The sequence below is a fragment of the Microcoleus sp. D3_18a_C4 genome (assembly GCF_036702415.1).
GTDB lineage: Bacteria > Cyanobacteriota > Cyanobacteriia > Cyanobacteriales > Microcoleaceae > Microcoleus.
Genome location: NZ_JAUBTI010000042.1, coordinates 20,643 through 45,963 on the forward strand (window position 1 = coordinate 20,643; position 25,321 = coordinate 45,963).

The window sequence follows — 25,321 nt, forward strand, 5'->3', positions numbered from 1 at the left end:
GGCCTTCCCATTCCACTCATAGCGATCGCCCTCCCCATCCCTAACATTTAAAATTACGCTATTTGATCGGGGTCAGATTTTTGTTGGTGTTCATCAATATATATTGGTTGTTCAGCAATATATATTGCTATCCCCATTAGCGTCGCATACGCTTGGATTTGTCCAAGAGCTACCCTCCCTAAAAGTTGTCCAACAACCATTACTCCACGCACCATAATCACACCAGCAAGTATCATCCAATATGGCAAATCTTCTGTTGTCTGAGGAGCTAGTATGGGTTCTTGAGCCGGGACTGGTTTATATATTGTATTCGGGATGCCAGCATAGCGACCTTCAATTTCGTAATATGGTGTACCCTCAATACTTATGGCATCATCAGAATAACTCAACGGTGTTTCTAGTGTCACAGAGAATTTACCAGATGTTGGAGATGTTATTTCAGTTGGTAATTTAAACTCAATTAAAGCACCCGAAGTGTCAGTTACAGTAAAAACACCAGTGATTTTATCAGAATGAATTTCTATCCCTGCTCCCCCAGCAGAAACAGAAGAGTACATTTTTTCAAACTCTAATCCTCTGCCAGCCCTCTCTGCTTTCTGAATATTCTCAGCGGCTAACTGAATATTTCCTTGATTTTCTATCTTAAGTTTAGCTTTAAAGGTAAACTTATCAAAAGAAAGAAGAAGATTTCCACCTAATGCTGGAATAATTTTGATTACCCCTAAAGGTGCCGGAGCTAGAGTTAAGAAGTCACTTTCTATTCTCAACGGCAATGGCATTTTGTCAGGCAGATTGTCTTCAGTGTTAATGGGGCCACGACTACCACCATCATAGGCCTGCTTAAATTTTCCCAGAACGGAAAGGGTGTAATTAGCAATACTGGGATATTGAACACCATTGGTATATTGTGGGCTTGTGTTATTGTAAAGATTGGGATTTCCTGAATACCAATCTGATGCCACACGACGCACTGCAATATCAACATTACCCCCACTAGCAGCTATAGCTTGCTGATAATATTGATTCAGCTTGTAAGCAACAATTTTTAGCTGAAGGTCTGGACTATTCAAGAATTGATTAGCAGTAATCGGATACCCTAGCGCTTCACGACTCCAAGAAGGAATATTTTCTGGCATCACTTGAGCAATTCCCAAAGCCCCAGAATCAGAGTTAACGGCTGCGTAGTTGTAGCCACTCTCTTGTCCAAAAATAGCTATCTGTAAAGCCTTAACAATTGAGCCTGTTTTTGCCATATTAGGTGATACAGGTGGTGGATACAAAGGAGAACCATCTGGTTTATAAGCATTAGTCGTACCATTTTTCCAAGTGATATAACCACCCGCAAAATCTTGCCGCTTTCCTCCATTCCAATCATATTCCATCCCTTTTGGCGAACCCAACTTGCCACTCAAACTACCATACTTGTTCAAGTAAGCATCTTTAATTCCCCACCAAACAGGGTAAGTTCCATAACTACTGCTGACAATCAAAGCATTTTGGAATGCCTGATAGTTAACTCCATTGGATTGATTAGTTACAGCAGAAGTAGGATTTCCAAGAGATTCTCGATACTTAGCAAAAACTTTATATAAATCCCCACTAACTTTGAATTCATTAATCGTTTCCTCTGAAACTGGGTTAATCACCAAATTGTAATTAGTCATCATCCCCGGAGTAGGAATGACAGTCAGATAATAAGACTTACCAGGTTGCAAATGAGCAGCCGCGTAATTTTCGCCACTATTTTTATTAGCATTCAAGAAAATCACATCTTTCCCAGACTCATCCTGAAGCCTCATGTTAGCCGCTAACATATTCGCTTCCCCATCACCCGCCGGCGGTTTCAGCGCCAGATGCACTAGCCCATAATCGCCCACTTGGAACTTATAAACATCACTACTATCCCCCTTATCAGCCCCCACAAAATCCGACAACTGATAATCACTTAATGGAGCAATATCCGTCAACATACCGAGGTCACGAGTTTGGCTCCAATCTTCACCAGCTTGGTCAAGATTCATCACCAAATCATACTTAGCCGCTTGAGTCGATGAATTTGGCAAATACACCCGCACTAAATAATTGCCCGGTTGTACATTGGCATAACCTTTGTACTCCGCTTCTGTCCCAGATTGATTGGAACCATCCACCGGAAAAATCAGGGTACTATTCACAATTCCACCGCCATTATCCCGCAGTAATTCCACATTCGCATCGGCACTCAAATTCTTCAGCGATAAGTGCAACTCCTCAGCAGGTGCGTCAATATTCAAGCGGTAGTAAGCTTCCCGATTTTTGCCGGCAATAATGCGGTCTTTATACTCGTGGCGACCCGTGTAAGTCCCTAACTCCTCTGCCATTTGCATAGTCAGAGTGTAGTTAGTATTAGTATTATTAGCAGGAATCACCCGCAGATAATAACTTCCCGGCTGGAGTTTTTTCGCTCCTACCTTGCCAGAAAGCGAATCGAGACTGACGACATTGCCGTTAGTATCTAATAACTCAACATTCGCATCAGCACCCGCCTCTAACTCAGATAAACTGAAATGCAACAGGCTCGGATGCTCCACAGAAAAGCTATAGTAATCCCCTAAACCATCGCCCTTATTCCCCACAAAATCGCGGAACTGGCGGCGACCTTTAATTGCTCCTAATGGTCGGGCGGTTCCTAAATTTTCCTGTGCTGAATCAAGGTTGAGCGTGAGCCCGTAATTGAGATTATCTTTAGCAGGTTTTACCCGCACATAATAAGTAGTGCCATTTAAGTGAGATAATCCCGGTTGACCGTTAGGTTGCCAAACTTGAGACAAAGGCACGCGCTTCATCTGATCATCTAAAATCTCAATTGTCGCATCCGTCAACGGAATATCAACCCCATTAGACCTAAGAGCAAACAGCAACTCATGGGGATAGGAATCGCCCAAATTTTCCAGGGTAAACTTATAGTAATCCTGGCGCTTGGAGAAACCAACATACTGACCGTATTCTTGGCGACCGTATTGCATCCCCAAATCGTGCAGCCGCACCTCCACAGGTGTCACATTAGTAGCAGATGAATTGCCAGACCCTGTTTTATAAGCAACTGCGTGGATACCATTCCAGACCACATAACCGCCATCAAAATACTGAATCGCGGCTACCCGACTATTTAATAAAGTATTCCAATCAATTTGAACACCATTGAGAGGATTACCCAACCAAGATTTATTCTGAATGTAAGCCAGAGTGATCGCTTGTCGAGCATTCTCTTCCGCCTCTAGTCTGCGGCGTTGTGCGGCTTCTGCGGCCGCTTTTGCTGATGCTTCGGCTGCCGCTTTTGCCGTTGCTTCGGCTGCCGCTTTTGCTGCCGCTTCTGCTTGCTGTTTTTTCAATAAGTCAGCTTTCGCCTGTTCTTCCGCAATCTTCTGCCAATCCACAGGTTGCGGTTCAACGGGAACGGTTACTTGCGGCCCACCAGGATTCGTAAATACTGGAGTAGGTCTAGGTAGCCAAATCCTATCATCCACTACAGAAGTATTGTTATCTTCGTTAAAATTCAATATCAGTTTATAGGGATCAATTTCATAGCGCGAACCCTTATCAACTTGCAAGTGATACTTACCAGGGTATAAAGTAACACTCCTGTAACTACTATTAAAATCTGGTTGATTTACAGCGATACGATTGCCATAATCATCCCACAAAGATACTTGAGCTTCTCGGAATTCATTATCAAAGAGATCCTTCAAGGATAACTGTACCAATTTTTTGCTCGTCACCGTGAAATCAAAACGATCCATTCGATTAGAATTATTCAGCCAACCGTAATAGTATCGCCGTCCCGAAGGATTCTGGACTTGATGCACCTGTACCGCCCGTTCTTCCGGCGTTACTTGTCCTTCCTTACTCCAAGTTGTGAGATTCAAGAAATCTTCAGGATTATAAACTTCCGGCGTTGTCTGCTTCGCCTTCTCCACCGCCGCCAACACATTCAACAACCCAAAACCCGTCTCATCATCCCACCCGGGCGCGCCCAAATCCTTCGCCGTCTTCTCCAAAATCTCAATCACTTGACGGTAACTCAAATCGGGATTTGCGGCCCACACCAACGAAGCCGCCCCCGTTACCTTCGCCGTCGCCACCGAAGTCCCCGCCATCGTCCCTACACCCTCTCCCACCGTTGACCATTCTGGGTTCTCAGGAGTCCCACCTTCCGCCAAAATATCCAAACCTCGGCCATAACTCGAATAAGCAGCCCGATTCTTCCCGTCAGCCGCCCCCACCGTCAAAATATTGTTAAATTCCTGCGAAGCTTGACCCAAAACCGACATCACACCGCCATCGTTACCCGCCGCCGTTACCAGCAAAACTCCATTTTGCCGCGCATATTCTAACGCCTTACGTTCTGCTGGAGTCAACTCATAGCGCGTCGTCACACTCCCGTCAGCATTCTTCTGAGTCAAATCCAAACTGAGATTGGCGATCGCATTTTTCTGTCCAGAAGCCTTCGCAGCATCCACAAACTCTACCAAAGAATCAGCCCATCTCCCAGAATCGATCGCCCTTCCCACCCATTTCGGCGCTGTCTTATTAATCGCATCAATAATCCCCAACATAAAAGTACCGTGCTCGCTACCTTCCCCAGGATTCAGCAACGGATTGTCATCCCCGCCCACATAATCGCGGCCCTTCTTAATATTCGCGTAATTCAAATAAGGACTATCGGCACTCACACCAGTATCAATCGACCCCAACAACGGCTGAGAAGCCAAAGGAAAATTTAGCAATTGACGGATTGCATTCGGATTGTTAGGATTCGGCGAATGCGGATCGACAGGAATTAAAGCAATCGGCAAAGTCTCAAACGCACCGCCCGGATTGTAAGGAGTTTGAGTGGCAATCCCATCATGGTACAGACCCAGCGGGTCAAAATCAATCAGCGGCGGTAAATTGTTAGTTGGAGCTCCAAAAGGGTCGATCGGGCAAACACCGCTATCAGCCAAGAAATTAGGTAAATCTAAATCAGACAGCGACAAAGAACCCAATAACTGATGCAAGTAGTCAAACTCGTGCAGCCAACCCCCAACCCCCACACTCGGAGTCACAATTGTTTCTAATCTAAAACTTTTCGGTCGTTTCCGACTCTTTGTTTTACTTGAATTCCCAAAATCTTGAGCCTCTTTGCGTTTTTTGCCACCAAAATTTAGCCAGCCCATAACTTTTGCACCCTGATTAATATGAATTCGATCGCAAGAACTTAATTAAATGCCTTCAGACATTCAACCAAAATCCTTTGTTGACAAGGATTTTTCAATAATCGTCAAAATTTTCTGTTTATTTGAGAATTTACGCAAACTTAACAAATTTTCTGTATAGGCGATCGCTTTACATCTGCCGCGCTTTGCTAACGGTCAGGCGGGCGATCGCGCCAATACTTTGTTAATGCGTAATTTATATGATTTTTTGCTTCTTCACACGGTTATCATACACCCAAGTTCTATGTGCGATCGTAAAGTTTGTGTAAACTTTTTTCTGGCAACTTAATTATGACTTACGCCTTGCAAAGGGATAGCAATTCCCGCCTCAACCAGAAACATCCGCTACACCCTCCTTTCCCACGCAATGACAGGTGGAAAATGCGTAATTCCTAAAATAGTTAGAATTTACACTTGCTTTTTTTCTGCTTTCTGATAATATGAACACAAAGGTGAAATTTGGATTAAAGTCTAAAGCCCAAACAAATATCACTAAAGCTTCTTCACAAAATACTTCAATACTTCCCTGCTTCCTTAAAACAGGGGCAAATTTCGCCTTGAAACTTTCCGTTTCCAGAAAAACTTAGGGCGGCTCGAAAATCTCAAAAACCCAGCGGAGAAAACATACAAACACAATTGGGCGATCGATTCTAAACAACTCAATAAAAACACCCACTTTAAGTTAAAACTCTTGTCCCCCCCTTCTTAAGGGGGGCTAGGGGGGATCGAGTTTCGGCCTAAAATGCGTAATTCCTAAATTAGTTAAAACTCTTGTCCCCCCCTTAAGAAGGGGGGCTAGGGGGGATCGAGTTTCGGCCTAAAACCCACTGTCTCTCTGCTTGATCCGAAAGTCTAGATCCCCCTAAATCCCCCTTAAGAAGGGGGACTTTGAGTTGATTCTCTTGTCCCCCCCTTATTAAGGGGGGCTAGGGGGGATCAGAATCTCCGCCTAAAAACGAGTAACTCCTATTCAATTAAATCGAAACTTTGTCAGCCAAAGTGACAATCTACCATGCAACTCAAATCAGCGGTGCAGTGGATACCTCATCCCGACGGTCATTGGATACTTCGCAATCCCGAAGACATTACCTGTATTCAAGTAGACGACTTGGACAAACAGGTAATTTTACAATTAAGCCAACAGCCAATAACTAATATTCTCGCTGAATACAACCTCGATTTAGAAGACGTGCAAAATCTCTTGAGAGACTTAGCACAAGCAGGAATGCTAGAAGGAACCAAGCCACCGAAAGCCAAATTTAACCTGCTATCCTTCACCATTCCCCTAGTCAATCCCGATATTTGGCTATCGCGGCACATCGACAAATTCCGCTGGATTTGGACGTGGGAATTTGGCTTTTTTCTGTGCGCTTTCATCTCTTCCTCTGTAGCAGTGTGGTTGGCTTCCTCTGCCGAAATCGCAGCCTCACATCAGCAGTTGTGGATAGCCGGAAAAAATGAGACTATTTTCCAATTTGTCTTGCTGACAATGCTGGTAATAGCTTTGCACGAACTAGGTCATGCTTTCACGCTCAAACACTACGGCGGCATAGTTAAAGAAATTGGATTCTTGTTTATGTGTTTCATCCCTGGATGTTACACAGATACAACCGACCAATACAGTTTAGTCCGGCGGAAACACCGGGTTTTAGTAGTAGCAGCCGGAGTATTAATCCAAGTAACAATTTGGGCATTTGCTGTTTGGATGTGGCTGTTTTCTCAGTCAAATTCGGTTTGGCATCAAATTAGTTATTTGTTGATGGTGGCAGCCTTGCTGACAGTTGCAATTAATTTGAATCCGTTGAATAGATTTGACGGTTATTATTTGTTAGTAGCTGGAACTGGCATTAACAACCTGCGACAAAGGTCGTTTGATTTTTATGTGGACTTGTTGCGGCGGGAGGAGATTGAGGAAGCAGCGGAAACGCAATGGGTTTTGGCGGCTTACGCGCCTTTGAGTATACTTTATACTGTTTGGGTTTTGAGTTATCTAGCGTCATTGCTGGGTAATTTGGTTTTGCGGCTTTGGAGTTTTTAACCGCAGATTAATCACAGGCGGGACGCCCGTGCCACGATTAACCTAACGGGCGAGACGCCCGTGCCACAAAATGCAACTTTATTATTGTAGGAGTTTATCGAAATGAATGTTTTTCAAAAGTTGGGAATTGTTAGCGGAAGTTTGAGTTTTGCAGTTGTCAGTCAATGTTTTTCTGCACAAGCGGCTACTCTTACTCAAACTTACACTGTGAATTTGGGTTCGCAGCCGTTAAATAGCAGCACGAATGTAGTTTTGCCCAAGTTTAATTCGCTTTTGGGAACGCTATTAAGGGCTTATGTTACGGTTAAGTCTACTGTTAATAATAATGTGAGCATTACTCCTTTGACGGGAGATTTTATGGGGACGGCGGCGACTAATGCAAGTATTGCTGTGAATATTCCGCTGTTGAAAGTTGACCCTAATTTGACTTTGAGTGTTTTGGCGAGTCCGCCGGAAACGAAGATTGCTAGTGGCGGTACGGGAAGTGTTAGCGGTTCGGCTTCTGGTACTGTGTCGAAGAGTTATGATTTGCCGCAGTTTTTAAGTGCTTTAACTGGCTGCGATGGTGATACTTTTACTGCTGGCGTGGCGACAACTGGTTTGACTCAAATTCTGGGGAGTCCGGCTAGAGGTAGTTTTGGGGGTAAGGTTGTGGCTAACACTACAGTTAGTGCAATTTATGAGTATGAACCTATTGCTGATGCTTCTGTACCGGAACCGATGACTGCTGTTGGTACATTTGTGGCTGCTGGAATGGGTTTGTGGTGGAAGAAAAGGGTTTCAAAAAGGGGGTAATATTTAGCTGGTTCCTAGGCAGAGCTCATTGCTGACAACTTAAGACTGAAACCTACATAATAAATGTCGCTTTTAGTTGAGGCTAGATCCCCCTAAATCCCCCTTAAAAAGGGTAGTAGGGGTTGACTTTGATAAGAATCTTGTCCCACCCCCTACTCCCCTTATTAAGGGGGGTTAGGGGGGATCGAGACTTCGCTACAACCAGAGAAACGGTCGGTTTAATGTTAAGTTGTTACCAATGAGCACAGCCTGGGAACGAGTAACTTTACGTTAAAGCGATCGATAAACGCGATAGTTAATTTCAGGGAAAATATTATCAATCTCCTCAACTTTCTCCAACCAACCCGAATCAACTTTCCCTTCTTTCACTTCATCGTAAAGCTTGTGAAAGCGCATTAAGTGCGATCGAGTCCGCCGCACTGCATAGGGTACCATCGTCCCTGTACGCATGATAAACGCCCAGTCAGATGATTGAGCTAGCAGCACTTCCCGCGCCGCCTGATTCAAAGCACGATATTGCAATTCATCTTCCGGTTCCATACTTCCCAACTCAATCATCCGTTCCGCAGCCTTGTGCAAATGCGGGTAAATCCAAGCATTCGTCTCATTCAACCAATATTCGTGGAAACCCCGGAAACCCCAGCTAGACTGAGACGGGCGGCACACTTGCTGAGTCCGATTTCCCCGCAAATAATCGGCTAAGTGGGTCATATCGTAGGTATTTTGGTCGTACCAACTCTTGCGGAACAGGTAATCTAAGAACCAAGGCCCTTCGTACCACCAGTGACCGAAAAGTTCGGCGTCGTAAGGCGAAACAATAATCGGCGGACGCTGCATAATGCCGTTGAGGTGTTCGACTTGGCGTTCGCGGTTAAAAGCAAAGTTGCTGGCGTGTTCGGCTGCTTTTTCCCTTGCCCAGTAAGGATCGTACAACTGTTTATCGCCTAAACCTAATCCGCGACCGGTGATTTTGTGATATTTAATCCCGGTATTTTTCCGCTGGCCGTTGGGCATGATGTAGGGCTTAATGTAATCGTAGTCAGCTTCCCAGCCCAAATCTTTGTAGAATTCCCGGTATTCGGCTGCCCCTGGATAGCCGACTTCGGAAGACCAAACCTGCTGCGAGGATTCGTGATCCCGGCCGAAGGCTGCTACTCCGCTTTCGGTGAAAATTGGGGCGTAGCTGCCGTAGCGGGGACGCGGGCGGGCGTAGAGGATGCCGTGACCGTCTGTGAGAAAGTAGCGGAGGCCGGCGTCGGCTAACATCCGCTCTAAGCCTTCATAGTAGGCGCATTCGGGCAGCCAAATGCCTTTTGGTCGGCGGCCGAAGTTTGCTTCGTAGTTGTCGCAAGCTACTTGAATTTGTGCCCAAACTGCTTCGGGGTACATTTTCATCAGCGGTAGGTAGCCGTGGGTGGCACCGCAGGTGATGATTTCGAGGTTGTTGGTATCTTGGTGTTCTTTGAAGGCTTTGACTAAATCTCGATCGTACTTTTCCCAAAAGTTGCGAACTTGAGAGAAATGGGCGGCGTAATGTTCTGCCAAATAGCGGAGGTGGCCGTTGCCGCTGTTGTGTTCGATTTCGAGATCGGCTAATTCTTCGAGTTTAGCCAAGTGGTCGTCGAAACGGTCTTGCAGCAAGGGGTCGCGCAGCATGGCAACCAAGGGCGGCGTCATGCTCATGGTAATTTTAAAGTCGATGCCGTCGCGCTTGAGCCCTTCAAAGACTTGCAGCAGGGGAATGTAGGTTTCCGCGATCGCCTCAAACAGCCATTCTTCTTCTAAAACGTAGTCGCTTTCCGGGTGGCGGACAAAAGGCAAGTGGGCGTGGAGAACGAGGGCGAGGTAGCCAATAGTCATAAAAAAAGTTCGGTAAGTGGGAAACGAGCGAGACTTTAGTCCTGAGAGGGAAACGACTCGGCGGTTTCAACCGCCTTGAATCCCCTTGCGGGGAGAGGGGTATGGTTGCCCCTCAAGGAGATATGGTTGTCTCCGACCTATTTCTAGGTAATGTTCGCTTTGCCAATGTTGTAAGGGCTTGTTAGGCTTGCAGCACTGTCGAGAGTGACTTTAAGACTGTTTAACTACAAGCGACATAGCAGAAAACTAGCGTCGCATTCAAGGAGTGTCGTGACCCTAACAACGTAGTCAGTGAAGACTTAGGCGGGTCAGTACAGCTTGTTTCGATTAATCTTACAAGCGAGCGTGGCTTTAGCCCGCTCGTTACTGACAGTGATTTGGATGCCGTAGTTATTAACTGACGCCATTTAGGGACAGCTTTAAAATATTTTAAGATTTTATGCTGAAACGGGACTCACAAAATGGCGTGTTTTTTTAATGGCCTTTCTCTAACAAACTAAATGTCAGCAAATTCTGATTTTCTGCTTGCTGTCGGATTAGGGCTGCTGCTGTTTGAGAGTCTACTGCCTTTGAGAAAAAGAATCCCTGGGCGTACTCGCATTTTAACCCTTTTAGTATAGATAGTTGCGAGGCTTCTTCGACTCCTTCGGCTACTACATCCATGCCTAAATTGTGGGACAAAGTAACAATCGACCGCACAATTTCTGTCGGGTCAATGCCTCCTTTACTGAAATCGAACTCACCTCCCATCCTGCTAACAAAAGAGCGGTCTATTTTTAAGGTATTGGTGGGGAAGCGGTGCAGGTAGGAGAGCGAGGAATAGCCGGTGCCGAAGTCGTCAATGCACAAGTGTATGTTTCTGGTTCTGAGCTGCACCAGCATTGCTGTTACTGATTCGGAATTTTCTATGAGTACGCTTTCGGTAATTTCTAGTTTTAAACTGCTGCCGTCGAGGTTAGTTTCTTCAAGAACTTGGTCGATGTATTCGATTAAATCTGGCTGAGAAAACTGTTTGACAGAAATGTTGACGCTAACGCTTAAGGGGGGGTTGCTGGGAAATAGCTGCTGCCACTGGCGGATTTGGTGGCAAGCTGTGCGGAGTACCCAGCGGCCGAGGGGTACGATCAAGCCGGTTTCTTCGGCAATGGTGATGAATTCACCGGGGGAAACTAAGCCGCGTTCTGGATGCTGCCAGCGCACTAGGGCCTCAAAACCGGTAATTGTGTTATTGGCGATCGACACGATCGGCTGGTAGTGAATAATAAACTGTGGCGCTGCGGATAAGGGAGGTAAGGCTGATTCGGGGAATGGGGGAAAGTCTTCTTCTCTGGCCGGCTCTCTAATTGATTCGATCGCCCGCCGCAGGTCGTTTTCGAGCTGCAACAGCCGCAAAGCGTGGGCGTGCATGGAACTGTTGAAAACTTCGTGTCGGGCTCTGCCGAGTTCTTTGGCGCGGTACATTGCTGTGTCGGCGTCGCGCAGCAGGGTTGTCGGTTCCACGTATTCGCCAGAACTCAAAGCTATGCCGATGCTGGCGGTGATAAATACTTCGTGTCCGTCTAGAAGGAGAGGGGAGGTGATTTTCTTTTGCAGGCGGTTGACAATGGTGGTAGCTTCATTGATGCCCTCGATGTCTTCTAGCAACAGCACAAACTCGTCTCCTCCGAGGCGGGCCACTGTATCTCCGGGCCTCAGACAAGCTTCCAGACGCCGCGCGATCGATACTAGCAGTTGATCGCCGATGGCGTGGCCGAGGGAATCGTTGACTACTTTAAATCTATCTAAATCGAGAAACAGCACGGCAAACGAGTAGTCTTTGCGCCGTTTTGCCAGCCTCAGAGCGTGTTCGAGCCGATCGGTAAATAGCGATCGGTTGGGCAATCCGGTGAGGGCGTCGTGAAAAGCATCGTGCAGCAGTTGTTCTTCGGCGAGTTTGCGCTGAGTGATGTCGTGACAGTTAATCACGATTCCCTTGACTGCCGGATCGTACAGCAAGTTGGTGGCTACAGCTTCTACATAACACCAGGAACCGTTGCGGTGTCGGACTCGGTACTCAACTGGGCACTGGCTTCTTTTGGGGTTTTCAATGGCTTTGTGGAGGGTTTCGGCGATCGTGGCGCAGTCGTCGGGGTGAACTATTTCTAAGGCGCTGCGGCCGATCGCCTGGTGGGGCGCGTATCCTAAAATTCGCTTGACGGAAGGGCTGATGTAGCGGAAGATTCCTTGGGCGTCGAGAATGATCGTGATGTCTGTGGCGTTTTCAATCAGCGAGCGAAATCGCTGTTCGCTTTGGCGCAGGGCTGATTCTGCTTGTTTGCGATCGCTGATGTCGAGGGCTACTCCGTCTATAATTACGTCGCCGTTTTCGTTTTTGGAAAATTTAGCGCTGTCTTGCACCCACTTGACTTCCCCCGATCTCAGAACGATGCGGTACTGGCGATCGCACGGCAAAAGAGTCGCTCTCGATGCTGCTACGCGTCTGTCACACGAGCTTTTGTCCTCTGGATGGATGATTTCGGTCAAGAGTTCCGGGTGCGAAATCACTTCTTCTGCCCCGAACCCAGTAACTTCGCGCACGCCCGGACTGATGTAGGGCATGGACATTGTGCCATCTGGATGCAGCACGGTGCGGTAGACTGAGCCGGGAATGTTGGCTGCCATTGTGGCTAGCTGCTGCTGGATGCCGCAGACTGCTGCTTCGGCGCGCTTGCGTTCTGCAAGTTCATTTTGGGCTTGTTGGTAGAGTTCGGCTTGGTGGATCGCGATCGCGCACTGATCGGCTATGGCTTTGACTAGCGATAGTTCTTCTGTAGTCCAAGAGCGGGCGCGATCGCACTGGTAGAGGCAAATTCCTCCCAAAAATGATTGCTGGTAGAGTAGCGGTGCGATCGCGATCGAGTGAAACCCTAAAAATTCCGCTGATGCTTGCAGTTCCGGGCCCAGAGTCGATAACTCGGCGAGGGCTATCGCTTCTCCGCGGGCGAGGGAGAAGCGATAGTGTTGGGCAAAGTCGCAATTTAGACCGATCGCCCGTTCTCTGCCGGCTGCCTTTAAGCTCATGTAGCGAATCCCGATCCTGCCTTCAGCATCTGGCTGCAATATCGCGCAGCCGCTGATTTCGAGAGCTTCGTGCAGTTGATCTGCGGTGGTTTGCAGCACTTCGTCGAGTACAAGGGTGAAGCGCATGGCTTGGAGGATGCGGTTGACGATCGCTTCACGAGTCGCTTGCCGCTGAATTTTGGCGATCGCTTCTTGTTGCTGGCGCCGCATTTTGTATTCTTGGAGCGAGCGTTCTAAGACTGTTGGCAACCTAAACAGCCGCCCTTTTAAGACGTAATCGGTCATTCCGGCTTTGATGCACTCAACTGCCGCTTCTTCTCCCAAACTTCCCGTTACTAAAATCAAGGGTATGTCTTGCCCTAATTCCTGCATTAATTTCAACACTTCTAAACCGTTGAATCCGGGGAGGCGGTAATCTGAGAGTACAGCATCGTACTTGCAATTCTCCAGCAGTTTTCTGCACTCTGCTGCTGTTTCTGCGGTGTCGCACTTAAAATTTACCCCTCCCGACTCTAAGGCGAGCACTATTAATTCCATATCTTCTGCCATGTCTTCGATAATCAACAATTTTAATGTTGATTCCGCAACCATTTTTAGTAGATAGTTAGTCTGATTTATATCTAACATAAGGTATTGGGGATGTTTTCAATTGGTTATTCGTGTTGTTGCTAGTAATTTTTTAGAGTGAGTTGGGTTGTTAATTTTATCTCGATATTTTTAGCAAAATCAATTATATACTCTACTCTCAAAACCTTTATTTAGCACCGACCGTCGAGGGCTGACCGAACCGATTGGGGATCATCCCAATTTTTAAAACAGCCTTTTTTAGGAGTACGAGCATCTGGCACAGCCAAGCCTAGATATTTCGCTTCCATCCCTGAGAGTGCACACTCCTGTCACACCAAAATTCTCATGTTCTCACGGATTGTGACTTATTTAAGTGTATAAGAGTTTTAAATTCTAAATTTAAAACTCTTATACACTTAACTTACGAATCTCTACTACCGTTTGAGATTGTTTGCCCTAGTTTAAAGTAAAAGGTGGCTCCTTGACTAGGTAGGCTTTCGGCCCAAACCGTGCCGCCGTGGCGGTGAATAATCCGCTGGACGATCGCCAAACCGATGCCGGTACCTTCAAATTCTCTCTGGGAGTGCAGCCTCTGAAAGGCTCCAAACAGGCGATCGGCATATTCCATCGGAAAACCCACCCCGTTATCCTTGACAAAAATCGTCCCATCCGGTAAACCCTCAATAACTATTGTAGCCGGAGTGCGTCCGCGGCTGAACTTGACGGCGTTGCTAATTAAGTTGCTGAACACCTGTTGCAGCAACGTTGGATCTCCCATTACTGTCGGCAAATCTCCGACGGCAAATTCAACGCTGTGGGGAGTTTGGGGCGGATCTGCGACAGTTGGTGGTTTAGTCAATTTAATCGCATTTTGTACCAAACGGCTCAGATCGATCGGAATTTGCCTCAACTCGGTGCGAGTCACCCGCGACAGGGCGAGCAAACCGTCAATCAACAGGCTCATCTTTTGGCTGCTGTCTTCAATTATTTCCATATAGTGAACTATTTTGGAATCGCTCAAAGCCTCAGTTAATTCTAGTCGCTGTTTCAACGCTTCTACAAAACCTGAAATGTGTCGCAAAGGTGCGCGCAAGTCGTGGGAAACTGAGTAAGAAAAAGATTCTAATTCTTGATTGGCAGCTTCTAATTGCTCTGTCCGTTCTGACAAAGCTTGTTTTGTCTCTACCAACTCAGTGATATCGCGAGAAGTGCCAATTAAAGCATAAACCTCGCCCTCGATATTTCTCAGGGGAATTTTAAAAGTATCGTAGTAAGTAGTGTCGCCCGATATCACAAATTTATCCTGCAAGTGCATAGTTTCCCCTGTTTCAAACACCTGGGAATTTTCCCTACAGAATTTGGCGGCTATTTCTGGGGAAAAACATTCAAAAATAGTTTTTCCCTGCATCTCCTTCCTGCTATTTAATCCAGCAGTGTGGGCCACAGATTGGTTGACAAAAGACAGGCACATCTTCTCGCGCTCTACCACAAAAATGTGATCGGGCAAAGCATCAAAAAAAGTTTCTAATTCTGCGGTACGCTGCGCGACTTGAGCTTCTAAAGTTTCGTTGAGTTCTTTAAGTTCAGCTTCTACTCGTTTGCGTTCGGTAATATCTTGACCAATGCTGATACACCTGCCGTCCGAAAGACGAACATTGGCCCAAGAAGTGTCGATAATTCGCCCGTCTCTAACTTTTGTTTTGAAGTCGCTCCAGTTCGGATTTGCTGCTTCAATTTCATCCCAAACATATTGACGGTCTTCTGGCTGCAGATAAAATTCGGCCAAGATATCCCGGTTTGTGATTTCTGCCAAACTCCAGCCTAGCACTTCTTCCCAGTGGCGGTTTACCCAGTTTATTTGACTGTTTTTGTCCAAGAATGCGAGCATGACTGGCACGTTGTCGAATATAGTTTGCAGCAGTTCTTTTTGCTGTTTTAATGATTCTTCGGCTTGTTTGCGATCGCTGATGTCGAGTACGGAACCGATAAATTGTAAAATTTGTCCGTCTGGGGTTCTTTTGAAAATTTTAGAGCGATCGTGCACCCAGCGCCATTCCCCATTTTTGTGTTTGATTCTGTAGTCTCTGTCATCGGTTTCATAGGGATTCCTGCTGTGTTTGAGTCGCTCCATACCTGTAATTAGCTTTAACATATCATCGGGATGAACTAAGTTGGCTAAAGCGTCTTTACCCAAATCTTGCAATTCTTGGGGAGTGTATCCCAGCATGGCTGTGACCGATTCATTTGCATAAATATTTTGGCTGTCTACTGCATCGTAAATGTATAGAAAGTTAGGTATTGTTGTAACAATACTCTCTAAAAGTTGCTGGTGCTTTTGCAGTTCCAATTCGGCCTGCTTGCGCTCGCTTAAGTCCAGCACAAAACTAACGCCTAACTGCTTCGTTCCTTCTAAAAATGTGCTGCCCAGCAGCACCGGAACGCGGCTACCATCGGAGCGTATAAATTCTTTTTCAAAGGGAAGAACCGTATTTCTAGCCTTCAGTTCGGCGACTTTTGCTGTATCTAAACGCACGTATTCGGGCGGTGTCATTTCTTGCCAGTTAACTCTTCCTGAAAGCAGATCGTCCCGCGTATAGTTTACGGTGTTTAAAAAAGCGGCGTTGGCATCTGTAATGCTGCCGTTAAGATCCCAAAAAATTAGGCCGAGCATGTTAGAATCAACTATGGCTTTAAATTTGGATTCGCTTTGGCGCAACTGATCTTCGACTTGTTTTAGTTCTGTGATGTCGCGGGAGATGGATAAAACTGTTTCTACTGAATTGTCTTCAGCAAATTCGGGAATGACTCGACAGTGGTAATGTTTTATGCCATCGGGAGTGGGAAACTCAAATTCTATGGTTTCTTGTTTGCCACTACCCAAAACTTTCATAAAAGCCTCATCCCACAGGTCGCACAAGTGGGGCGGCATTCCAGCTTCTTGGTTGGTTTTGCCAATCAATTTGGCGGCTGGTTTTCCAGTTGTTGATTCTACTGCTGGGTTGATGTAAAGGAGGCGTAGTTTGCGATCGAACCGGGCGATGATATCGGTAGCATTTTCCGCTAGGGCGCTGAAAGCTTGTTCGCGTCGGTGCAGTTCTTCTTGAGTGCGGTGGAAATCGGTTATGTCTCTGGCAAAAGATAGAATTGAAACTACTCTTCCCGATTCATCGATGAGTGCAGAATTGTACCATTCGCAGTAAATTACCGAGCCATCTTTGGTATAGTTGCGGTTGCGGCAAACGTTGCGGGTTTCTCTGCTGTGTAACAGTTGATTTGTGACGGCGCACACTTGCTCGAAGTCTTCTTGATGAACTATTGACCATTCGTGCCAGTATTTGCCGATTACTTGGGCTGCACTCCAGCCAAATATTTGTTCGGCCATTGGCGACCACCGCACTACCCGAAATTCTTTGTCCCACTCTACCACTGCCATTGGTGAGTTTTCTAGGTGAAATTCCCGGCGCGAGTGGGCTTTTTTTATTTGAGTTTGAAGTTGTTGGCGGAGTTGCTTCGCCTCGGTCAAGCGAGCGCTGAGTTCCTGTGCGTTTGCTGAGCCGGCTTTGGCAATGTGAGCAATGGTTTCTGCTGTTTGTTTTTCGAGTTCGTTCCAAGCGAGTTCGAGGGCTGATTCCGCCTGCTCTAGCTCAGTGATGCTGTTCTGAAACAGTGTGGCACTTTCAACTGGAATTTCAGGCATATTTTTGACACTTAGACAAGTGTTACTTTGAGAATTCAAAATTAAAGCTTAAAAATTAAAAATATGTAATTTCCTGTTAAATTATACATTTTTAATTTTTAGTCGGTGCGTGGAGCCGATCGTTGGAGGCGGGCGGCGTTATTAAAGACTGCCAGTAAAAGGATCTGGGGTGCAGATCGATCGGCAATTGTGGTGGATCGATCTAAAATTCTCCTGGGTAAGGGAAGGGTGCGGGCAGGAGCAGGCGCTAAGTATATTTTTGCACAGAGTTGTTGTTTGGGGGCGATCGAAAGGAGATTGGCGTGGCTGCGGGCGTGGGTCGATCGCCCATCTGTAGCAGGGCGTTGCGTATGCAGATCCCCATTTGTCTCAACTAAACACGCTTTCTCAAAGTCCGGCAGGGGTTTAAATCTGCCGAACTAAGGGTTTGACGCGCTTGTTGACACCAATGAAACCCCCCCTACCTACCAATAATCTCCCATCAGTTTGGTCAATAAAAAGCTAAAATAAAATCTAAAGTTATTAAGTCTTTTAGGTCGCTTATGACTGCTGCTGCACCCTCTTCGATAAAAAACCAAACTCAGTACGAAGCCATTATCGGTCTCGAAACTCATTGTCAATTGAGTACGAATACTAAAATTTTCTCCAGTTCTTCTACAGAATTTGGCAATGCCCCAAATACTAACATTGACCCAATTTGTATGGGAATGCCTGGAGTATTGCCAGTATTAAATCAAAAAGTGCTGGAGTATGCGGTGAAAGCAGGGCTGGCTCTCAACTGCTCCATCGCACCTTACAGTAAGTTTGACCGCAAGCAATATTTCTATCCCGATTTGCCGAAAAATTATCAAATTTCTCAGTTCGATTTGCCGATCGCTACTAACGGTTGGCTAGAAATTGAACTCGTGGATGAGACTGGAAATTCTACTAGAAAAAAAATCGGGATCACTCGCTTGCACATGGAGGAAGATGCCGGAAAATTGGTTCACGGCGGCAGCGATCGGCTCAGCGGTTCAACTTATTCAATGGTAGATTACAACCGCGCCGGTGTGCCTCTAATCGAAATTGTTTCGGAACCGGATTTGCGATCGGGCGCGGAAGCTGCCGAATACGGTCAAGAATTGCGCCGGATCGTGCGCTACATCGGTGTTGGCGACGGGAATATGCAGGAAGGTTCGCTGCGGTGCGACGTGAATATTTCGGTGCGCCCCGTTGGCCAAAAAGAGTTCGGCACGAAGGTGGAAATTAAAAATATGAACTCTTTTAATGCGATCGAACGGGCGATCGATTACGAGATCGAGCGGCAAATTCAAGCTGTGGAAAATGGCGAAACCATCGTCCAAGAAACCCGGCTGTGGGATGAAAACAAGCAGTGTACTTTCAGTATGCGGATTAAGGAAGGTGCAAGCGATTACCGGTATTTCCCGGAACCGGATTTGCCTCCGATCAAAGTTTCGGCCGAGCAATTACAGGATTGGCAAGCTCAACTGCCGGAATTGCCGGCAATGAAGCGCAATCGCTACGAAACTGAGCTCGGTCTTTCTCCCTACGACGCGCGGGTGCTGACTGACGACAAAGCGGTGGCGGAGTATTTTGAAAAATCGATCGCCGCCGGTGCTGTGGCTAAACAAGCTGCGAATTGGGTGATGGGCGATATTACTGCTTATCTGAAAAATGAAAAACTGGCGATCGCAGAAATTCCTTTCCAACCGCAGGATTTAGCCGAACTGCTGGGGTTAATTGAGGCCGGCACGATCAGCGGCAAAATTGCTAAGGATATTTTGCCGGAATTGCTGGCAAACGGTGGTTCGCCTCAGAAGTTCGTTGAGAGCAAGGGTTTGATTCAAATTTCGGATACTGGGGCGATCGATCAAGCGATCGATGCCGTGTTGGCCGCCAATCCCAAGGAGCTCGAACAGTACCGAGCCGGTAAAACTAAGCTGCTGGGCTTTTTTGTCGGCAAGGTGATGAAGGAAACCGGCGGCCGAGCCGATCCCAAACTGACCAATGAGCTGCTGGCGGCGAAGCTTAACGCCCCAGGCTAAGCAAGTCGTTAAGGGGGTCGTGTAGCGGATACAGCGGCGGGCGATCGGTTTTCCCCGATCCCGCCGCCCTCTGGCCAAGAATTTCTGGATGGTACCCGCCACGTAATTTATCCGTGGGGTCAATCCAAAATCCAAAATCTCAAATCTAAAATCGAATGACCCTTCTCCCTGGCTCGTAACTTTATAATTAATATACATTTCTTTACAACATCTTCACGTTTGGGGGTAACACCCCTCATCCCGGTTGTGTTATATTGTGTTATGTAGATGCACCCTGATGGCAGAGAGAGTTACTTAGGTAGCTCTCTCTTTTTTTGTCTTTTTTTTTTGCACGGACGTGAAAATACGGATGGGGGAGAGGGGGATGGGCTATACCGATTCCCGATTACCGATTACCGATTTGCAATTACCGCTTTGAGTCGATTAATACTGAAATGCTGCACCATTCTCAATAAGCTTTTATGAACAGGCAAGATGCCTGTTCCACAAAGAATGAATTTTCTTGTGGAACAGGCATCTTGCCTGTTAAGCGAGAATGGTGCAATATCTCAGTTAATATCAGCTTGAGTTATTACCTAATTTTGACAGTATGAGCGAACAAGCTAGCGAGCTAATCAAGCAGGGGATTTCGCAATATCAGGCGCGTCAATTTGAGGCGGCGCTGGGTTCTTGGCAGGAAGCGCTGGGGCTGTATCGCTCAATGGACGATAAGCGCCGATCGGGTGCGGCGCTGGGTAATATGGGCGTAGCTTACGAAGCGCTGGGAAATTATGCTCAGGCGATCGACTGCTACCAGCAGCATTTGGTGTTAGCGCGGGAAATTGGCGATCGCCGGGGTGAGGCAAATGCTTTGGGAAATCTGGGCAATGCTTGCTGTGCTCTTGAGGATTTTTCTAGTGCTATTGATTACCAGCAGCAGCGTTTGGCGATCGCGCGGGATACTGGCGACGGGCGCTCTGAGTTGGAAACTTTGGGTAATTTGGCGCTAGCTTACGATGCTAATGGAGATTTGCCTGGTGCGATCGAATGCTATCACGAGCAGTTGTCGATCGCGCGCGCCAGCAAGGACGATCGCATTGAGCGCAATGCTCTCAAGTATTTGAAGCTCGGTTACAAGTATTTAGCAGATTACGAGAAAGCCGACGAGTACCGACAGGAGCAATTGGCGATCGTCCGGGAACTGTTTTTAACTGATAAAAATAATAGTTTTGTACAACTTGCCGAAACCGTTGGTTTGAATCCGATTGAGGACTTTGCTGGGGCTAATTTAAGCGGTTTTGACTTGCACTACGCTGATTTTAACGGTGCGGATTTGCGCGAAACCAACCTCCGAGGCGCCGATTTGACTTTGGCGGATCTCAGCGGTGCTTTGCTGAGCGCTGCTATTTTAATTGATGCTAATTTGTGCAATGCTAATTTGCGGGATGCTGAACTCAGCAGCGCCAATTTGAGCGGTGCAGATTTGCGAACCAAGCTGCCGAGGGCAAATTTAACCGGTGCAAATTTAACCGACGCCAACTTGAGCAGTGCTTATTTACCGAATGCGATTTTGGTAAATGCAAATTTGACAAATACTGATTTCAAAAATGCTGATTTAAGCGGTGTTAATTTGAGTGGTGCGATTTTAAACGGTGCTGATTTGACCCGCGCTGATTTGAAAAATACGGTGGTGCAAAATACGAAGTTTGCTGGTTGTGTGGGAATTTCGGAAGCCCTGAAGGTTGAATTGAGGACACGGGGCGGGATTTTTGAGTAGAATGGGGAATGTTAGTAATTGTAGAGGGTAACAAAAGCTATGACTGCCGTAACTGCAAAACGATTCTCGATCGCCGAATATCACCGTTTGGAAGAACTGGGTTTTTTTGAGTCCGATAACCGATTTGAATTGATTCGCGGAGAAATTATCAAAATGGCTGCCAAAGGTAGGTTTCACTCGGATTGCAATACTCTTTTAGTTGAGGAGTTAATCATTTTACTGGCAAGACGCGCTCGCCTGCGTGTACAGGAACCGATTATTTTGTCTGATGAGAGCGAACCCGAACCCGATCTAGTTATTGCCCGCCGTTCTGACAATTATTTATCTCCTCACCCTCTAGCCGCTGATATTTTGTTGGTAATTGAGGTTGCCGATTCTACTTTGAAATACGACAGGAGAACCAAGTTATCTCTCTATGCTGAATCGGGAATTTCTGATTATTGGATATTTAATTTGGTAGATATTCAACTGGAAATGCACAGCGAACCTTATCAAAAACAAAGAGGTGGTTTCGATTATCGAGTCAAACGAGTGGTTTTGCCGAATGAGGTTGTGGTAATTCCAGGTTTCCCAGATTTGTCTCTCGATTTATCTGCGGTATTTCCGGCGCAGATGGGTGAGTGAAGGTGAGAAGTGCGTAGGCCGGGGCCGGGGCGTAGCCATCGCCCGGATTGATGATATAATGCAAAAGTGCGATTGAACTCTTCACCAAAGTAGCACTATGACGGCTAAAACTCTCGCCCCACCCGAACAAATTGTCCAGCTATCGGGTATCAGTTGGCAAACCTACGAAAATTTGCTTGCCGAAATCGGCGATCGGCAAATTCGACTGACCTATAATCGCGGCAATTTGAAAATTATGGTACCTTCTCCAGAACACGAACTTTACAAAAAAGTAATGGGTCGATTTGTTGAAACCCTAGCAGAAGAATTGGAACTCAACATTGCCCCCCGGGGTTCCACAACTTTCAAGCGCCCTGAACTTAGCGGTGTAGAACCTGATGAATGTTTTTACATCCAAAATGTTAGTGCAGTTAAAGGCAAAAAAAGAATCGACATGAATCAAGATCCGCCACCGGATTTAGTGGTAGAAATTGATATTACCAGTCGTTCCGAAAATAGTTTGCAGATTTATGCGGATCTGGGAGTGCCGGAAGTTTGGATTTATAATGGAGTGCGATTCAGAATCAACAGATTAGAAAATGGAGAATACGTTGAGTGCGAGATCAGTTTAGCATTTCCTAGCTTACCGATATTAGAGATTGTCAGATTTGTGGAACAAGCAGAAACAATGGACTATTTGGAATTAGTGAAAGCATTTCGGAATTGGGTAAAAAGCCAAATTCAGCAAAACCAATGAAGGACGGAGAAAATTAAACAAAATTTACAATGTTAGCTCACGAAAAAAAGCTTTGTTGTGATGAACTAGAGATGATAAACTAATTTAAATATCAATTACAGGCTGGTAGTGCCAGCAATTCTACCCGATATGCGATCGCTAGAGTCTCACAACAAATACCCAGATTGCTTGTGGATGCAATTAGAAGCAATTCCCGTTCCATCGGTTGCACCCCAAACCCAGCAGCTTGACATTCACTTGAGCCTGAATTTTAACGAGCATTGGGAACCCCTGCTAGGTGGTCGCGTTAAGTTTGGTCTGCAAGGCGGGACGCTAAAACTCTATCTAGAAAAATGCGAAATACCCGTAGCATCACGTCAGTTAGTCGGTTCTTTCAAGCTTTTGCCAATAGAAGAAACCCTACCGATTCAAAGCAGTGCAGAAATTTTAGTAACCGAAAGTCAGCGGGGAGTTCCGGGCGGGGAGAAGGCTGAAAAAACTAAGGAAACAGAGAGCATATTGTGTCACGTTTCCACAATCAGCGATGATACAACGCCAGCTTGGATTTTTGCAGTAGAACAAGGCAAATCAGTATTAAAAGGTTTGCTAAAAAGTGCTAAGCTGGGAGAATTAACGGCGAAAGAATTTCGGATGGCAGCGGCTTTTGAAGTTGCTAAAGAAGATATTAATCTCACAGATGCGGAGGGTTTGTGGCCGCACGAGATCACGCCAAATCAACATTCGGTTTTAGAAAGAATCCTGACTATATACCTGCAAGCAAATAAACTCCAACCTGCCCTCAGTTGGGCGCTATTGTCCTACAATTTGCCTCCGGTTGAACCGCGCGAAGTGGCAATTGTCCCGGAAGCTGAATCGGAATTGCAGGAAATGGTCGATCGCATTATCTCCGCTGAAACCGACAACTTTGTAGAGTTGGCCCAAATCGCCAATCTCAACCCAGCACTAGATTTCGCGGGTAGCAGCTTGCGCGGAACGACTTTAAGTGCAGTGGATTTTAGCAGCGCAAATCTCGATCGGGCAAATTTCCGGGGTGCAACCTTAAACGATGCCGATTTCAGCGACGCCAACCTGCAAAATGCCAAATTCGGCGGTGCAGATTTGAGTGGGGCTTTCTTAGGAAATGCTGATTTAAGCGGCGCAGATTTGCACAAAGCAAGTCTGGCTTTAGCTAACCTCAGCGGTGCCAATTTGAGCGGCGCAAATCTGCTGGAAGTGAACTTAACAAATACTAATTTCAGCGGTGCGAATGTCGAGTCAGCCAGATTCGGGAATAATTCAGGAATGGATGAGGAGATGCAGGTGAATCTACAGCAGCGAGGCGCAATTTTTGAGGAGGTTTAGTCGCTAAGTGCGAGATATCTTTTATTCGTCCGCCTCCATTGTGGCACGGGCATCACGCCTGTGCGATGGAATTTCACCTTGAAACTATCGCATTTCAAGAAAGTTGCTTCTTAATCCTTAAGTCTGTAACTAAATTTATAGAGGGCGATGAACCGTAGCTGTTAAGAGGGTAAACAGGCATTTCTTGCCAACACTGACGGCAAAACCAGTATACTTGACTGTGGCGAAGGTGACGCAGCATTTGATTCGTGCAGCAAGGACAGCTTGTCATAAAAACCTCTTTTTTATCGACGAAAGTGTATTTTTCTCTTGTTGCCCAGTGCTGTAAGCTGGGTTGAAGCAGCAACTCTATGAATGTAGAGGTAAATTATTAAGAATCCTGCCTCTGCCCTACCGGGGAGTGTCAATCGATTTTAGATTTTAGATTTTAGATTAAAGAATTGAAGCATTGACTTGCGCGAGATAAATTCGGGGGCTCCTTTATCGGATACAGGTTTTTTATTTCACCGGTCCTGAGTCTGCTTTCGGAATGAATCACGTGGCGGGTATCCTGGATGCTTGATTGTCAATCATCCCATCCCAAAATCTCTGCCACTTTTCCCGGCAGGCTGGTGGCTTCAAATGGTTTGGGAATTACCCCAGCAACACCCATTTTGGCAAAGTTGGCCATATCACTTGACAAAACTCTTGCTGTCAGCAGAATCACTGGAATCGATCGAGTTATGGGATCGGATTGGAGACGATCGTACACAGCAAACCCATCCATTCCCGGCATTGATACATCCAGCAAAATAGCGTTAGGTCGTTCTGTTTGTAGGATTTGTAAACATTCTTGTCCTGATTCGGCCACCAGGGTATTCCATCCCGCGAGGTCTTCCAGGCACATCTGTATCAGTTCGCGGAGGTGTTCTTGATCATCAACGATGAGAATTTGTTTCCCTATCATCTTGCTTTCGGGCAGGAGACTGCCCTCATAATTAGCTAGTTGCAAAGTGTTCATTTTATTTGGGTTGATTAGAAATCAATTTTTTGGTTGCTAATTGGGTCTCAAATACACATCTTTAAGCAATCGCTCAAATGTGCAGGTGAGACTTGAATCCGAACTTGGGATGGCGGAATTCTCAACTCTTTAGCAAGCTGAATTGTTAAACCATCCGAGTGTATTTCAGCCCCATAGATTTCAGGGTGTACGCGGTGGGGCAACGGGATGAGACTTTGAAATCCATTAGGAAGGAAATAACTTTCTACTCCAGCCGCTTCGGTAGGTTGACCTTGAATTAAAACAGTTTCTGGAGTGATTTGGAGATTCAATTTGACAAGATGAATGTCAGAAATATGAACTTTAAGGATAAGTGTCACATCCTTTTCTTGAATTTTAATAGCTGCGATCGGTGTTTCCTCTGTACGAGCAATCCAAAGTGTGGATTGCTGACAACCAGTGGGCCAACCGGAAAATGAACCTGCGAGGTCCTGATTTACATCATTAAAATCCTGAAAAGCATTCATCGAATCTCCTGCTAATGCAAAGAACTGTTAGCTGCATAACAGGAGACTAAATAGCAACGGTA

13 protein-coding genes are annotated in these 25,321 nt (G+C 46.2%); 7 read left to right on the forward strand and 6 right to left on the reverse strand.

Translation table 11 applies throughout. From position 1 onward, the window contains the following. Positions 1-53: 53 nt before the first annotated feature. Positions 54-5,195 (reverse strand): S8 family serine peptidase, encoded by a 5,142-nt coding sequence (locus QUB16_RS18720; protein WP_333318320.1) that lies wholly within the window; start codon positions 5,193-5,195, stop codon positions 54-56. A gap of 1,051 nt (positions 5,196-6,246) precedes the next feature. On the opposite strand from QUB16_RS18720, the gene QUB16_RS18725 reads away from it, so the two are divergent. After that, positions 6,247-7,272: a hypothetical protein gene (locus tag QUB16_RS18725; RefSeq protein ID WP_333318322.1), complete on the forward strand. Its 1,026-nt coding sequence runs from the start codon at positions 6,247-6,249 to the stop codon at positions 7,270-7,272. Between the two features lie 102 nt (positions 7,273-7,374). Then, positions 7,375-8,067, forward strand: coding sequence for a PEP-CTERM sorting domain-containing protein (locus tag QUB16_RS18730; RefSeq protein ID WP_333318324.1), 693 nt, complete (start codon positions 7,375-7,377; stop codon positions 8,065-8,067). Positions 8,068-8,337: 270 nt separating this feature from the next. Here the strand turns inward: QUB16_RS18730 and QUB16_RS18735 are convergent, their stop codons facing one another. The 3 genes from QUB16_RS18735 to QUB16_RS18745 all read right to left on the reverse strand — a co-directional run bounded on the left by QUB16_RS18735 (position 8,338) and on the right by QUB16_RS18745 (position 17,251). Further along, entirely contained in the window at positions 8,338-9,927 is a 1,590-nt protein-coding gene (locus QUB16_RS18735) for a glycoside hydrolase family 57 protein (protein ID WP_333318326.1), read from the reverse strand. Positions 9,928-10,401: 474 nt separating this feature from the next. Then, positions 10,402-13,614, reverse strand: coding sequence for an EAL domain-containing protein (locus QUB16_RS18740; protein WP_333318328.1), 3,213 nt, complete (start codon positions 13,612-13,614; stop codon positions 10,402-10,404). A gap of 361 nt (positions 13,615-13,975) precedes the next feature. Continuing rightward, positions 13,976-17,251 (reverse strand): PAS domain S-box protein, encoded by a 3,276-nt coding sequence (locus QUB16_RS18745; RefSeq protein ID WP_333318330.1) that lies wholly within the window; start codon positions 17,249-17,251, stop codon positions 13,976-13,978. A 542-nt stretch (positions 17,252-17,793) separates the two neighbouring features. Here QUB16_RS18745 and gatB point away from each other — a divergent pair. From gatB to QUB16_RS18770, 5 genes are all read left to right on the forward strand, one after another. Continuing rightward, positions 17,794-19,296, forward strand: a complete 1,503-nt coding sequence (gene gatB / locus QUB16_RS18750) for an Asp-tRNA(Asn)/Glu-tRNA(Gln) amidotransferase subunit GatB (RefSeq protein ID WP_333318332.1) — start codon at positions 17,794-17,796, stop codon at positions 19,294-19,296. 589 nt (positions 19,297-19,885) lie between these two features. Further along, positions 19,886-21,052, forward strand: a complete 1,167-nt coding sequence (locus tag QUB16_RS18755; RefSeq protein ID WP_333318333.1) for a pentapeptide repeat-containing protein — start codon at positions 19,886-19,888, stop codon at positions 21,050-21,052. 39 nt (positions 21,053-21,091) lie between these two features. Further along, a complete protein-coding gene (locus tag QUB16_RS18760; protein ID WP_333318335.1) occupies positions 21,092-21,676 on the forward strand; it encodes a Uma2 family endonuclease in 585 nt (194 codons plus the stop codon). 97 nt (positions 21,677-21,773) lie between these two features. Next, positions 21,774-22,412, forward strand: a complete 639-nt coding sequence (locus tag QUB16_RS18765; RefSeq protein ID WP_333318337.1) for a Uma2 family endonuclease — start codon at positions 21,774-21,776, stop codon at positions 22,410-22,412. Between the two features lie 108 nt (positions 22,413-22,520). After that, the gene (locus QUB16_RS18770) at positions 22,521-23,753 is read left to right on the forward strand and encodes a pentapeptide repeat-containing protein (protein WP_333318339.1); all 1,233 of its coding nucleotides are present in this window, start codon (positions 22,521-22,523) and stop codon (positions 23,751-23,753) included. Positions 23,754-24,318: 565 nt separating this feature from the next. Here QUB16_RS18770 and QUB16_RS18775 read toward each other — a convergent pair. Both QUB16_RS18775 and QUB16_RS18780 read right to left on the reverse strand, forming a co-directional pair. Further along, the gene (locus QUB16_RS18775) at positions 24,319-24,699 is read right to left on the reverse strand and encodes a response regulator (protein ID WP_333318350.1); all 381 of its coding nucleotides are present in this window, start codon (positions 24,697-24,699) and stop codon (positions 24,319-24,321) included. A gap of 101 nt (positions 24,700-24,800) precedes the next feature. After that, positions 24,801-25,259: a hypothetical protein gene (locus tag QUB16_RS18780; RefSeq protein WP_333318341.1), complete on the reverse strand. Its 459-nt coding sequence runs from the start codon at positions 25,257-25,259 to the stop codon at positions 24,801-24,803. Positions 25,260-25,321 lie beyond the last annotated feature (62 nt).

Bases quoted from the DNA above. Each gene is read 5' to 3' on its own strand.
- QUB16_RS18720 (WP_333318320.1), bottom strand. From the start codon at position 5,195: ATGGGCTGGCTAAATTTTGGTGGCAAAAAACGCAAAGAGGCTCAAGAT.
- QUB16_RS18725 (WP_333318322.1), top strand. From the start codon at position 6,247: ATGCAACTCAAATCAGCGGTGCAGTGGATACCTCATCCCGACGGTCAT.
- QUB16_RS18730 (WP_333318324.1), top strand. From the start codon at position 7,375: ATGAATGTTTTTCAAAAGTTGGGAATTGTTAGCGGAAGTTTGAGTTTT.
- QUB16_RS18735 (WP_333318326.1), bottom strand. From the start codon at position 9,927: ATGACTATTGGCTACCTCGCCCTCGTTCTCCACGCCCACTTGCCTTTT.
- QUB16_RS18740 (WP_333318328.1), bottom strand. From the start codon at position 13,614: ATGTTAGATATAAATCAGACTAACTATCTACTAAAAATGGTTGCGGAA.
- QUB16_RS18745 (WP_333318330.1), bottom strand. From the start codon at position 17,251: ATGCCTGAAATTCCAGTTGAAAGTGCCACACTGTTTCAGAACAGCATC.
- gatB (WP_333318332.1), top strand. From the start codon at position 17,794: ATGACTGCTGCTGCACCCTCTTCGATAAAAAACCAAACTCAGTACGAA.
- QUB16_RS18755 (WP_333318333.1), top strand. From the start codon at position 19,886: ATGAGCGAACAAGCTAGCGAGCTAATCAAGCAGGGGATTTCGCAATAT.
- QUB16_RS18760 (WP_333318335.1), top strand. From the start codon at position 21,092: ATGACTGCCGTAACTGCAAAACGATTCTCGATCGCCGAATATCACCGT.
- QUB16_RS18765 (WP_333318337.1), top strand. From the start codon at position 21,774: ATGACGGCTAAAACTCTCGCCCCACCCGAACAAATTGTCCAGCTATCG.
- QUB16_RS18775 (WP_333318350.1), bottom strand. From the start codon at position 24,699: ATGATAGGGAAACAAATTCTCATCGTTGATGATCAAGAACACCTCCGC.
- QUB16_RS18780 (WP_333318341.1), bottom strand. From the start codon at position 25,259: ATGAATGCTTTTCAGGATTTTAATGATGTAAATCAGGACCTCGCAGGT.